Annotated in this window: 11 protein-coding genes and 1 riboswitch; all 11 genes read left to right on the top strand. The window is 51.1% G+C overall.

Annotation, left to right across the window (positions count from 1 at the left end):
- The first annotated feature begins 198 nt into the window (after positions 1 to 198).
- The 11 genes from F3H20_RS09545 (at position 199) to F3H20_RS09495 (ending at position 12,435) form a co-directional block, all read left to right on the top strand.
- On the top strand, positions 199 to 1,362 hold the full coding sequence (locus tag F3H20_RS09545) for an MFS transporter (RefSeq protein ID WP_223191707.1): 1,164 nt from the start codon (positions 199 to 201) through the stop codon (positions 1,360 to 1,362).
- A 274-nt stretch (positions 1,363 to 1,636) separates the two neighbouring features.
- Positions 1,637 to 1,705, top strand: a riboswitch (Fluoride riboswitch).
- A gap of 50 nt (positions 1,706 to 1,755) precedes the next feature.
- Complete coding sequence (locus F3H20_RS09540) at positions 1,756 to 2,448, top strand: iron-sulfur cluster assembly scaffold protein (protein ID WP_149734699.1); 693 nt, start codon at positions 1,756 to 1,758, stop codon at positions 2,446 to 2,448.
- A gap of 18 nt (positions 2,449 to 2,466) precedes the next feature.
- Positions 2,467 to 3,465 carry a GGGtGRT protein gene (locus tag F3H20_RS09535; protein WP_149734698.1) on the top strand — a complete coding sequence of 333 codons (999 nt, stop codon included), beginning with the start codon at positions 2,467 to 2,469 and terminating at the stop codon, positions 3,463 to 3,465.
- Between the two features lie 414 nt (positions 3,466 to 3,879).
- Positions 3,880 to 4,674: a C39 family peptidase gene (locus F3H20_RS09530; protein ID WP_223191706.1), complete on the top strand. Its 795-nt coding sequence runs from the start codon at positions 3,880 to 3,882 to the stop codon at positions 4,672 to 4,674.
- Between the two features lie 296 nt (positions 4,675 to 4,970).
- Positions 4,971 to 5,168 carry a hypothetical protein gene (locus tag F3H20_RS09525; protein WP_149734697.1) on the top strand — a complete coding sequence of 66 codons (198 nt, stop codon included), beginning with the start codon at positions 4,971 to 4,973 and terminating at the stop codon, positions 5,166 to 5,168.
- Between the two features lie 155 nt (positions 5,169 to 5,323).
- Positions 5,324 to 5,923, top strand: coding sequence for a TetR/AcrR family transcriptional regulator (locus F3H20_RS09520; RefSeq protein ID WP_149734696.1), 600 nt, complete (start codon positions 5,324 to 5,326; stop codon positions 5,921 to 5,923).
- A 94-nt stretch (positions 5,924 to 6,017) separates the two neighbouring features.
- Positions 6,018 to 6,779, top strand: coding sequence for an ABC transporter ATP-binding protein (locus F3H20_RS09515; RefSeq protein WP_149734695.1), 762 nt, complete (start codon positions 6,018 to 6,020; stop codon positions 6,777 to 6,779).
- Complete coding sequence (locus tag F3H20_RS09510) at positions 6,772 to 9,204, top strand: ABC transporter permease (RefSeq protein WP_149734694.1); 2,433 nt, start codon at positions 6,772 to 6,774, stop codon at positions 9,202 to 9,204. The genes F3H20_RS09515 and F3H20_RS09510 overlap by 8 nt, the downstream gene beginning before the upstream one ends.
- Positions 9,197 to 10,141 carry an efflux RND transporter periplasmic adaptor subunit gene (locus F3H20_RS09505; RefSeq protein WP_149734693.1) on the top strand — a complete coding sequence of 315 codons (945 nt, stop codon included), beginning with the start codon at positions 9,197 to 9,199 and terminating at the stop codon, positions 10,139 to 10,141. The genes F3H20_RS09510 and F3H20_RS09505 overlap by 8 nt, the downstream gene beginning before the upstream one ends.
- 97 nt (positions 10,142 to 10,238) lie before the next feature.
- On the top strand, positions 10,239 to 11,045 hold the full coding sequence (locus tag F3H20_RS09500; RefSeq protein WP_149734692.1) for a MerR family DNA-binding transcriptional regulator: 807 nt from the start codon (positions 10,239 to 10,241) through the stop codon (positions 11,043 to 11,045).
- Positions 11,046 to 11,091: 46 nt separating this feature from the next.
- Positions 11,092 to 12,435, top strand: coding sequence for an MATE family efflux transporter (locus tag F3H20_RS09495; protein WP_149734691.1), 1,344 nt, complete (start codon positions 11,092 to 11,094; stop codon positions 12,433 to 12,435).
- The last annotated feature ends 13 nt before the right edge of the window (positions 12,436 to 12,448 follow it).

Below are 12,448 nucleotides of genomic sequence, written 5' to 3'. Positions count from 1 at the left end.
CTAATTGAAAAGATGCTTGCCATGAATTTTTGCAGCATAGTGCTTCTTTCAATAAGCAGATGTGTTAGGGATAAAAAGGAGCTGAAAAACGGAGTGCTTTCCGGATTTGAATTTGTCCCCAAGCATGATAAGAATTGTTGTTCCCCACAGCTAAGCCGGCAAATCAGTGACAACAGAATAACGAGAGGAGTGGCGAATGTGTTCGAACAAGAGTTGGATAAATCCAAAGCGCTAAAGTTTGTTTTGCTGATGGGAATTGTTAGCTTGTTTGCCGACATGACTCACGAAGGTGCCCGCAGCATTACAGGGCCTTTCCTGAACAGCCTGGGAGCCAGCGCAGCAAATGTTGGCATCATTGCCGGTTTAGGAGAATTTGTCGGGTATGGCGTTCGGCTTTTTTCTGGCAAATTGAGTGATAAGACAGGGCAATACTGGCTGATTACCATATGGGGCTATATCATCAATCTGGTGGCAGTACCACTGCTTGCTTTGGCTGATAACTGGATGGCTGCAGCCATATTAATGGTTTTGGAACGAATGGGGCGGGCCATTCGCAATCCTGCGCGTGATGTCATGCTTTCCAACGTAGCAAAGCATATTGGCCGCGGTTGGGCTTTTGGCATGCACGAAGCACTGGATCAAATTGGTGCGATGACCGGTCCACTGCTCGTTGCAGGCATTATGTACTTACGGGGTGATTACCGGGTGAGCTTTGCCTGGCTGGCGCTTCCGATGGTACTTTGCTTGCTGACGCTGACCTATGCCCGGATTACCTATCCCAAGCCCTATGTAGTCTTGGAACAGAAGGGTGAAGCTTCTTCAAAGCTATCCGCTAAGTTCTGGCTCTATCTCGCCGCCACTTCGCTGGTTGCTGTTGGTTATACTGATTTTCCTTTGGTTGCATATCATTTCGGCGTGACCTCTTCTGTGCCGGCTGTGGGCATTCCTATTTTTTATTCGGTGTCAATGGGGGTAGCCGCCCTGTCGGCCTTAATTTTCGGACGCTATTTCGACCGGAAGGGGTTGAGCGTTCTTGCTTTTGCAACAGTATTGTCGGCTTTCTTTGCTCCTTGCGTATTTGGTGTCAATATTTATTTGGCCTTTGCCGGCATGGTTTTCTGGGGAATTGGCATGGGAGCCCATGAGTCCATCATGCGTGCCGCCATAGCGGAAATGGTACCGATAGATCGACGCGGCTTTGCTTACGGCCTTTTCAATAGCATTTATGGTTTTGCCTGGTTTTTAGGCAGTGCGGGCATGGGGTATTTGTACGACCTGTCGGTGGGGATGCTGATTGCTTTTTCCGTTGCCGTTCAGCTAGTGTCTGTGCCTTTGTTTATTATCGTGGGGAAAATGCGCTAACCGTTGGTTAAGTCCAGGATAAAGTTTCCTATTTGAGAAAAACGGCCTGAAGACGGTCTTATAAGCCTGGAGTCGCGGCAATCGAGAAGACTTTTCTCGCAGCAAAAGATGGTAGCGCAATAGCGGTCAGATATGTCCTTCCGGGCTATAATGCCTTTCGTTCCGCTTGAAGTCTGTCTTTAGATAATCGCTTGTACAAAAATAACTTGTGCGAAAGAAAAGATTGGAATTGACGTTTCTGCTAGATTAACAGTATAATTTTTACGTAACTAATACATAGTTTGGCGATGGAGTTCGCCATGAACTGCGCAGTTTCGAGTGCGCCGATGACTCCTACCTCTACGGTAGGAGTCTATTTTTATGGCCGAGGCTTAGCATGAAAGGAGAAGAGAGATGAAGTATTCAACAGAAGTCGAAGAAATGACCTGTGTAGCCAAAGGCGTCAATCATGGGGCGGCGCCGATCCCGCAAGAGGGTAAATGGGTAAAGGCCCGGGAGGTCAAGGATATTTACGGTCTGACTCATGGTGTAGGCTGGTGTGCGCCGCAGCAGGGTGCCTGTAAGCTGACGCTTAACGTAAAAGAGGGTGTCATTGAGGAAGCGCTGGTCGAAACGATTGGCTGTTCCGGCATGACCCATTCGGCAGCGATGGCTTCGGAAATCCTGCCAGGCAAAACTATTCTGGAGGCGCTTAATACCGACCTTGTTTGCGATGCCATCAATACTGCTATGCGTGAACTTTTCCTGCAAATTGTTTATGGCCGCAGTCAGACTGCATTTTCCGAAGGCGGTTTGCCGATTGGCGCCGGACTGGAGGATCTTGGCAAAGGGCTGCGCAGTCAGACTGGTACCATGTATGGCACGTTGGCCAAAGGCCCGCGTTATATGGAGTTGGCGGAGGGGTATGTTACTTCGCTGGCGCTGGATGCCGACAACGAAATTATTGGCTATCGTTTCGTCCATTTAGGAAAAATGATGGAAATGATCAAGAAAGGCACCGACGCAAACGAAGCGTTGAAAAAAGCAACCGGTCAATATGGACGCTACGACGAAGGGGTCAAACACATCGACCCCCGGCATGAATAAGCGAGGGGGTAGACAAGGATGGCAAAATTTGAAGGATATGAACGGCGAATCGCCAAAATAGAAGCTTTTTTACAAGAACAGGGAATTGAGTCGCTGGAAGCGGCAAAAGAAATGTGTGAGCAAAAAGGGATGGATGTGCCCGGCATAGTCAAGGGAATTCAGCCGATTTGCTTTGAAAATGCCTGTTGGGCTTATACTTTGGGCGCTGCGGTCGCGCTGAAACGGGGCTGTACCAAGGCTGCCGATGCGGCAGAGGCAATCGGTGAAGGGCTTCAGGCGTTTTGTATTCCCGGCTCGGTAGCCGACGGCCGCAAGGTAGGATTGGGGCATGGCAATCTGGCCGCTATGCTGCTCAGGGAAGAGACGAAATGCTTTGCTTTTCTGGCCGGTCATGAATCGTTTGCCGCTGCTGAAGGGGCGATCGGTATTGCCAAATCGGCCAATAAAGTACGCAAGGAACCGTTGCGGGTCATTTTAAACGGTCTGGGTAAAGATGCGGCACAGATCATTTCAAGGGTCAACGGCTTCACTTATGTGCAGACTGTTTTTGATTATTACACCAGCAAACTGTCAATTGTCAGGGAGAAAGCCTATTCCCAATCGGAACGGGCTAATGTGCGCTGCTACGGCGCCGACGATGTAATGGAAGGTGTGGCGATCATGACGCTGGAAGGGGTCGATATCTCGATTACCGGCAATTCCACCAATCCCACGCGGTTCCAGCACCCGGTGGCCGGCACGTATAAAAAAGAATGCACCGAGAAAGGACGGCGTTATTTTTCCGTTGCCTCCGGCGGCGGTACGGGACGCACGCTGCACCCGGACAACATGGCGGCCGGTCCGGCTTCTTACGGCATGACCGATACTATGGGACGGATGCACTCCGATGCCCAGTTCGCCGGTTCGTCATCAGTGCCGGCTCATGTGGAAATGATGGGCCTCATAGGCATGGGCAACAATCCAATGGTTGGTGCTACCGTCGCCGTCGCTGTTGCGATTGAGGAAGCGGGTAAATAAAGCGGCTGACTCTTCTTTTGAATGCCCTGGCAGATATAAACAAGTGTACTATCGGCAGGTAAAATAGAACCCTGTCTAGTACGTGATGGGCAGAGAATAAGTACAGGGTTCAATAACAAAAGTACTTAGTCCCTACAGTAATAAGCTGCAGGGACTGGGTACTTCTTATTTTGGCTCGATGCAGGCGGCAAAAGTAATCTGACACTGTAAGAAAAGTGGCCGGGCATAGCCGGTAACTAAAATAATGAAAAAATGTAAAAATTTTTCCAAATCGCTTAGAAGGATTAATTTGTTAGGTAGAGAATTAAAAAAATAAATTAGTGCGTAGTTGTTTAAAGGGAACAAAATTGGTGAGAATTACTGTTCAACTGGAATTGAGATAATAACATGTAAGAAAAAGAAAGAAGGAATACTGTGAAAAAGTTACACTTATTATCTTTTTATCTGATCATAGGATTAATTTTTAGTATGACAGGTTTAGCTTTTGCCAATAGTCCGGATGTTTTGGCCAAGGGCGAAGACAGTCACGTAATTCCTTATCCTTCCAGCTATATTACCTCTTCGGAAGGTGCCTCTTCCTATCATGGTATAGGCAATGTTAAACAATCGCCTTATTTTGCCGCACCGGATTTTTATAATCTACAACCGACAAATACCTTAACGATTCTGCCTCATTATAAGACCTATCAGCAAACCACCGAAATCACCTGTGGTCCTGCGGCTGCGTTAACCGTTCTTGTGCACTATGGCAATACAAAATGGACGGAAAAGGCAATTGCTAATATTATGAATACCAAACCGCTTGTAGGAACGGATACAAAAGGGATGGTGAACTTTTTTAAAGGTATTGGCTGGGATGTTACGTCCAGCTTAGATAAGGCTGATAAAAATGGCACTACCTTTGCAAGCATAAATGATTTTAAAAATTTTGTCATAGCCAATTTAAAAGATAATACTCCTGTACTGGTGGAGAATATTGACTGGGGCGGACATTGGCGGGCTATTATCGGGTATGATACCATGGGAACAGATACGACGGCTGATGATGTTTTGATTTTAGCGGATTCTTACGATACGTCGGATCATTTACAGGATGGTTACAATGTGAATTCGGCCGAAAGGTTTTATTACATGTGGTTTGATGCTCATATGCTCCCCAAAGGACAGCAAAATCAACAATGGCTGGTAGCAAAACCACCTTTAATTTAAAAAATATTTGTTAAAGGGTAAATAGGAGCGGTTCCTGGTTACCCTTTAAATAGTTTTGGACGAGGATGGTCTTTGATAGCATACGTCATGTAAAAGGGCTGGTGGCTTTCTCCAGGCGAAATCATTCTTTCTTTTTCCAGGCAGGTATAAAGGGGATATATGGAGAAATGCTTATCCAGTAAGGAATGGCGGGGATTTTCTTAATTATGGTAACAGGATAAATTTCCAGGTTCTGCCTGATATACGGGAGGCTGGGCTTAGTGCGCCGTCCTCTTGTCCGGAAGAGAGTGAGTATAGTGGACGATAAGCTTTATCAATTTGTTTGTATAAAATGCCAGCGGGAACTGGCCTGGGTGCTCAGCGCCAGCAGCGTATACTGCCCTGACTGCCGGAGGTGGACAGGCTTTCAGGATATAAAGAACCCGAAGTTTGAGGCGATAGCCAAACCCGAACTGAGGGATGATGAAATCCGTGATCAAATAGCTATGTTTTGAGCAAGCCGGAGTGATGAAGCCTGGCTTGTTAGGGCATAGAGATTGCTGGCATAAATTTTTATAGCAAAGCAGACCGGCGAAATGGCAACGTTTTTTATAAAAAAATACCGGCGGTAGGTATTTTATTCCGGTAGGCAAGAAGGGAAGCGGTCATAATGACTAAAAAAGCTCCAAAAGAACAACGCAGGGAAGATATTTTGGAAGCGGCGGTCACGGAGTTTCTGGCTAAAGGATACGAAGGGGCTTCCATGGAGGTGATTGCCGCCCGGGCGGGTCTGACCAAGGGCGGTTTATATTACCATTACAAAAGCAAAGACGAGATTTTGCTGGCGGCTAACGGGAAGTATTTTGAGCCGGTCCGGGAACTGATCTATCAAGCGGAGAACCTTTCCTGTCCGGTGGAAGGATTACGCTTTTTCATAGCTGCCTATTTACAATATTGGGCGCAGCATCCCCGGGAAATGACGTTTATTTTATTGTCCCTGTCCAAGATTTTAGCTTGCGCCGCTATGTGGCCGCTTATTAATGCTTATAGCAGTGATATGATTGCCTTTTATGAGCGGTTGTTTACCAAGGGCCTGGAGCAGGGAAAGTTTCGCGACCATTCGCCGCGCAGCCAGGCTACTGCCTTGTTTGCCGCTTTGGATGGAGCCACACCTTACCTGCTGATCAGCCGGCAACTGACGGCTGATCGGGTGGCTGAAAATCTGGAGGGGGCCTTGGTCGCGCCATTGCTAGTGCTTCACCAGCTTTAAAAGGGTAAATTAAATTTGCGGGAGTTTTTTCGCGAGGCAAGGCGGCGGAGGCGTGTCTGAGAATTTACGGGCCTAAGAAAAGACGGAGGAAGTTATGATTGCAAAATGGCTGGCAGGATTAATGGAAGCTAAATTGCCGCAACCCCGGGCCGGGATGGCGGCAGTGGAAATGACCAAAGTGAGCAAGACATATTTTACCGGAGCCGGTGAGTTTGAAGCGTTAAAAGGTATCCAATTGTCGGTAAAGGCGGGTGAGTTTGTCGCCGTGGTGGGAAAATCGGGCAGCGGCAAATCGACCTTAATCAATATGATTACCGGTATTGACCGGCCCACCGGCGGCGAAGTCTGGATCAGCGGCATGCCTGTGCATACACTGAATGAAAATCAGATTGCTGTTTGGCGGGGACGGACGGTAGGTGTGGTCTTTCAATTTTTTCAGCTTTTGCCTACCCTGACGGTGATGGAAAACGTTATGCTGCCCATGGATTTTTGCGGGATGTACAGCCGGACGGAAAGACCGGCAAGGGCCTTAGCATTGCTGGAACTGGTAGGTGTGCGGGAACAGGCGCATAAGCTGCCGGCCAATTTGTCCGGCGGACAGCAGCAACGGGTGGCTATTGCCCGGTCCTTGGCCAATGATCCGCCGCTGCTGGTAGCCGATGAACCGACAGGCAATCTGGACAGCCGCACGGCTACCAGTGTGATTGACTTTTTCCAGAAGCTTGCTGCCGGGGGCAAAACCATTCTTATGGTCACTCACGACAATGACTTGGCCCGTCGCAGCGGCCGGATTGTGACAGTTTATGATGGCCAGATACTGCCGGACGGGGATAAGGAGTGTGCCAGCCGTGGTTAGCTATACCTTGTGGGGGCCACGGTGGCGTAAAGTACTGGCCGATCTGTGGGGAAATAAGCTGCGGACCCTGCTGGTGGTACTGTCTATCACGGTTGGCGTATTTGCCGTCGGCATGGTCTATAGTGCGTATTTAATGTTTGAACGGGATCTGGATGCAAGCTGGAGGTCGGCGGCGCCGGCCAGCGCCAGTCTGTACGCCGATCCCTTTGACCAGGAACTGGTTGACAGCGTACGAAGCCTGCGCGGTGTAAAGGAGGCCGAAGGACGGCGTAATGTTGATCTGCGGGTGAGGACGGCCGGCGGCGAGTGGCGGCAGATGTTTCTGACCGCCATCCCCGACTACAGCAGGCAGAAGGTGAACCGGATTAAGAGCCAGACAGGCGCCTGGCCGCCGGGGGACGGGGATGTTTTGCTGGAACGTTCTTCTCTGGCCGAACTGGGAGTGACGCAAGGCGGCACCATTCAGGTGGAAACCTCGGACGGACACAAGCGTACGCTGAAAATTACCGGTACGGTCTATGATCCCAGTCAGATTCCCAGCATGTTCAGCGGCCGTTCCTATGGCTATATCAGTATGGATACACTGGAAAAACTGGACGAAGAACGCCGGTTGGACCAGGTGAACTTTGTTGTGGAGCCATGGGTGCTTAAGGGCAAGGATACGGCGCCGATCGAAGCAGTGGGGAGGCGGGCCTGGAGCAAGCTGGAGCAAGGCGATACGACGGTGTTCTGGCTGCAGGTAAACAAACCGGGTGAACATCAATTGCAAAGCATTATGAATGCGTTGATCCTGCTGCTGACCGTGTTGGGCATCTTGTCTTTGCTGTTAGGTACTTTTTTGCTGGTGAATACGATAACGGCTATTTTGACACAACAGATCCGGCAAGTCGGAATTATGAAGGCCATCGGTGCCAGGCGGGATCAAATTCTAAGAATGTATTTGGCCATGGTTGGCGTCTATGGCATATTGGCGTTGGTAATTGCCGCACCGTTAGGGGCGCTGGCCGCCAGTATGGTAACCGGATTTATGGCCCAGGTCTTTAATTTTGACTCCGGCGGGGTGGAGCTGCCCGGTAAAGTGCTGCTGCTGGAAGCGGTAGCAGCGCTGGGGGTACCGGCGCTAGCCGCCGTTTGGCCGGTGTGGCGGGGGACGGGAATCACAGTCCGGGAAGCTATCAGCGATTATGGTATTGGCAGCGCAGGCGCTCAAGGTCGCCTGGACTGCTGGATTGACCGGCTGCTGGAACAGCTGAAGAACGTATCACGGCCCGCGCTGCTTTCGTTAAGGAATACTTTTCGTAAAAAAGGGCGTCTGGCACTTACCCTATTGACACTGACAATAGCCGGAACGGTATTCATGGCAGTGTTTACCGTTCGTTCCTCCCTTTACTCTACTTTGGATGAAGCGCTTGACTATTTTCGCTATGATATTTCAGTGGGATTTACCGAGAACTACCGGGCCGCCCGAATTGAGCATGAGGTGCTGCGGATTCCGGGCGTAAAAGCGGCGGAGGCCTGGGGTTTTACTTCCGGGCGGATTTTGCAGAGCGGGCGTAAGGAAGCGGAAGACGATGCCAGTAAGAATGTCATTATTTTAGCGCCGCCGGTGGGTAGTAAAATGATTCAGCCCCAACTGATTGCAGGCCGCTGGCTGGTGCCTGAGGATGAGAGCGCTCTTGTGGTGAATACGGAAACGCTAAAAGACAGTCCCCGGCTTACTGTCGGCAGCCCGGCGATCATCAAGATTGGCACCCGTAAGCTTACCTTTACCGTAGTCGGTATTGCTAAAAGTACGATGACCGGGCCGCTGGCCTATGCTCCCTATTCCTGGTTTAGCGGTGCCATCCAGGAGGCGGGCGGCGCCAGATCCGTCCAGATTACAGCCGGAACGGACAATCCGCAAGAACAGACCGAACTGGGGAGACGGCTCGAGGAGCATCTTAAGAAAAACAATTTGCGGGTACAAAATGTTGATATTACCTGGGAACAGAAGCAACGCATCCGCTCCCAGTTTGACATACTGATTGTATTTTTGCTGCTGATGGCTATCCTGCTGGCGATCGTAGGCGCTTTGGGCCTGATGGGGACCATGGGAATCAACGTATTGGAACGAACCAGGGAGATTGGCATTATCCGGGCGATTGGCGCTTCCAGCAGTACCATTGGCAGAATCTTTGTCGTAGAAGCCTTGTGCATCGGTGTCTTAAGCTGGCTGTTCAGTCTGGTATTGGCTCTGCCGGTAGCCGCATTGCTCAGCTATGAGGTGGGGGTTATGTTTATGCAAAGTCCGCTGACATTTTCATTTAGTTTTTGGGGCGTGGGAATCTGGCTGGTAGTCTCGGTGTTGCTTTCGGTAGCGGCCAGTCTGATTCCGGCCCGTAATGCAGCCAGACTTAGCGTGCGGGAGGTGTTAGGTTATGAATAAAGGAAATGAACTGGATGGTGGAAAAAACAGCGGAAGCCGGACAGCCGTGAGCTGGCTTAAACGGCATTGGCTGTTGACCTTGCTCATGCTTTTTGTCCTCGCTGGCGGAGGCTGGTGGTTTATGGCCGGGAGGCAGACGGATAAGAACGGACTGGCGCCGGTAAAGGCGGACAACCGGGTGCTGGCAGAAGGCATCGTCTTTCCTGTCCGATACGCGCAAATGGTCATGCCGGTGGAGGGCACCATCGGTGAAATACTGGTGCAGGAGGGCGATCTGGTAAAAGCCGGACAGCCGATTATCCGCCTGGTCCGGCAGGATTATCAGGCCAGGGTTGGCAGTACCCGGGCCGATATCAGCCGGACCGCGGCGGCGGTGGAGCAAGCCCGGGTAAACCTGGCTGATGCCGAACGGGAGCTTGCCAGACAGCAGCGGCTGGCAGTGGCTGGGGCAACATCACGGCAGCAGCTTGATCAGGCAGTCACGGCTGTGGACCGCAACAGGGCGGCTTTGGCGCAGGCCCAGGCTGAACTGGAAACCCAGCAAGCCCGGCTTGTGGAAGCCCAGGGACTGCTTGATAAAACCGAAATTAAAGCGGCCATCGGCGGCAAGGTGGCTTATTTGGACAGTAAGGTCGGTGAATATGCCGCTGCCGGTACCGTACTGGTGCGGGTTGCCGATGAGAGTGCCTGGGAAATTCGCAGTGATGATTTGACGGAGCTGACGGTTGCCAGAATAAAGCCGGGCGATCCGGTGACCGTAACCTTTGACGGCATACCGGACCTTACTCTTGCCGGAAAAGTCAAAAGTATCAGACCCTACGGTGAGAAAAAGCGCGGCGATATGACCTACACCGTTACGGTAGCACCGGATTACTGGGACGAACGGATACGCTGGAATATGACAGCCCAGCTTGCCGTTGCGCCTTCCGGCATATAGTTGGCCAATCTGCCGCTTGCTTGAAGGCAGGTAGCGGACTTTTTGTTGCATACTAAGTAATGTGGCAGCCAAAGCCCGGAAAGAGCAGGTAAATGCGATGAATGAAAAATGGTCTATCGGTGAAGTGGCCAAGCTGTTCGAGGTGTCGACCGATACCCTGCGGTATTATGAAAAGACCGGCCTGCTGCCGGCGCATAAGCAGAGCCATAACGGATACCGCTATTATTCCTATGAGGAAATCGTTTTGTTGATGGATATTTTGTTTTTCCGGAACATGGAGATTCCGGTCAAAGAGATTAAGCAGATGGTAACCCAAATGGGGATTGGCGATATCAAGCATATTCTTGACCGAAACGAAAGCATTGTCGAGAGCCGGATACAGGAACTATTGAGACTAAAGCAATCCATTAGTCAGGCGGCCAAGCAGTACAAGCTGTGCGAAGCCTGGCTGGGCAAGTATGCTTTTGTTGCCGCGCCGGGCTTTAGCTATAAGCTGGTTAGCGGTCAATCGGAGGATTTGGTGGACATGCTGCGCAAATACCGAAAGGAAGACTGGCTGGCTGACCGGGTGCAGTACACTCTTTTCGTATCACAGGAAGCGCTGCTTAGCCAGCCTGCTTTCTGCTCGGCCCAGATCGGGATCAGCGTGGAGGCGGTGAACCTCGATGTTTTGACAGCAGCGGAGCAACAGGAGCTTACCGCTTTTCCCGCCGGAGAATATCTCTATACAGTGCTGGGCACGAACTATGAGGAACCCAGGCATGAGGGGCTGGGGCAGGCGCTGGAGCATTTGCAGGCGAATGAAAGAAAGATCAGCGGACCGTTGATCGGCCGGTATATAGCCAGCGTACACCGGGATGGTCTTGACTATTATGAAGTGTGGCTGCCGGCAGATAAAACTTGACCTTTGAGCTGCTCCAAGGTTTATCATCGTAGATGAGGTGATAACCATGCAGCAAAACAGGCTGGAACAGGAAAAAATAACAACCTTATTTTTAAAATACACGATTCCTTCGGTGGCCGGCATGGTATTTCTGGGAATCAATACGATCATTGACGGCTTTTTTGTTGGCCACTATATCGGCGTGGAGGGGTTAGCCGCAGTAACGCTGGCTATGCCCTTTTTGAGTATAAGCATTGCGGTTGGGGTGGTTATCGGTATTGGCGCGCAAAGTCTGATCGGCCGGCAATTGGGCGAGGGAAACAGCCGGGCGGTGGCGGATACCTTTAAGACGGCTGTCTGCTTGATGCTGGGCGTCATGGGGCTGCTGTCCGCCGGCGCTGTCGGGTTTACCAAACCCATAGCGGCCTTGCTGGGAGCCAGCGAGGCCCTGCTGATGCTGACAGCCACCTACATTCACTACACCGGCTGGTTTTTGCCCTGTCTGGGCGTCATGTTTGTTTTGGACTATGTATTGAAGGTCATGGGCAAACCGCTCTATTCGATGCAGGTGTTGACTACGGCGGTGCTTAGCCATATGACCTGTAATTACCTGTTCATTGTACAGGCCGGTTGGGGAATTCGGGGCGCCGCCCTGGCTATGGGAGTAGGCTATAGTGTGGCCCTGCTGCTGGCGCTGCTACCCTTTGTACTGGGGAAGACCGCGGTGAATTTCCGTCAGGGCAGAGTCAGTAAAGCCCTGGCATATCAGATTCTTGCCACCGGTTCACCGGAGGGCTTGACGGAAATCGGTACAGGCGTAACCACTTTTCTGTTTAACCTTACGCTGCTGCGCTATGTGGGGGAAATGGGGATTGCCGCCTTTACGGCCATCAGCTACTTATCGTTTATGGCAAATAACATTTTGCTGGGTTTGGCGGACGGAGTGGGCGCTATATTTAGCTATAACTACGGCCGGGGCAGTATGGAGCGGGTGAAACAAGCGCTAAAGCTGGCCGCCCTGGCGGCATTTCTGATTGGCGTCGGAATGTTTGCGATTATTTCCACTTTTGCCGGAGACATTATCGTACTTTTTCTTGATGCGAAGCATGAGCAGGTGTTTTCCTTTGCCGTGTATGGCGCCGAGCTGTACGCTTTCGCTTTCCTGGTAAACGGCTTGAACATTGTTGCTTCCGGCTATTTTACCGCAATCTGTCAGCCCCGGAACGCCATTGTCATTGCGATCAGTAAGGGAATGGCGGGAATCGGCCTGTGCCTGCTGCTGCTGCCGCTCATCTGGGGAACGGCAGGTATCTGGCTGACGGTGCCTGTGGCGGAGTTGGGTACTTTGTTCCTATCCGCGCTGTTTATCTATAACCATGGCAAGGAGCACCTTCAGCAGGACCTGCGTTAGTATTCGTGTTTCG

Source organism: Propionispora hippei DSM 15287 (genome assembly GCF_900141835.1).
GTDB lineage: Bacteria > Bacillota > Negativicutes > Propionisporales > Propionisporaceae > Propionispora > Propionispora hippei.
The sequence above is the reverse complement of the archived record's forward strand: the minus strand, read 5'-3'. Positions and strand labels throughout refer to the sequence as shown.

Bases quoted from the DNA above. Each gene is read 5' to 3' on its own strand.
- F3H20_RS09540 (WP_149734699.1), top strand. From the start codon at position 1,756: ATGAAGTATTCAACAGAAGTCGAAGAAATGACCTGTGTAGCCAAAGGC.
- F3H20_RS09535 (WP_149734698.1), top strand. From the start codon at position 2,467: ATGGCAAAATTTGAAGGATATGAACGGCGAATCGCCAAAATAGAAGCT.
- F3H20_RS09520 (WP_149734696.1), top strand. From the start codon at position 5,324: ATGACTAAAAAAGCTCCAAAAGAACAACGCAGGGAAGATATTTTGGAA.
- F3H20_RS09515 (WP_149734695.1), top strand. From the start codon at position 6,018: ATGATTGCAAAATGGCTGGCAGGATTAATGGAAGCTAAATTGCCGCAA.
- F3H20_RS09505 (WP_149734693.1), top strand. From the start codon at position 9,197: ATGAATAAAGGAAATGAACTGGATGGTGGAAAAAACAGCGGAAGCCGG.
- F3H20_RS09500 (WP_149734692.1), top strand. From the start codon at position 10,239: ATGAATGAAAAATGGTCTATCGGTGAAGTGGCCAAGCTGTTCGAGGTG.
- F3H20_RS09495 (WP_149734691.1), top strand. From the start codon at position 11,092: ATGCAGCAAAACAGGCTGGAACAGGAAAAAATAACAACCTTATTTTTA.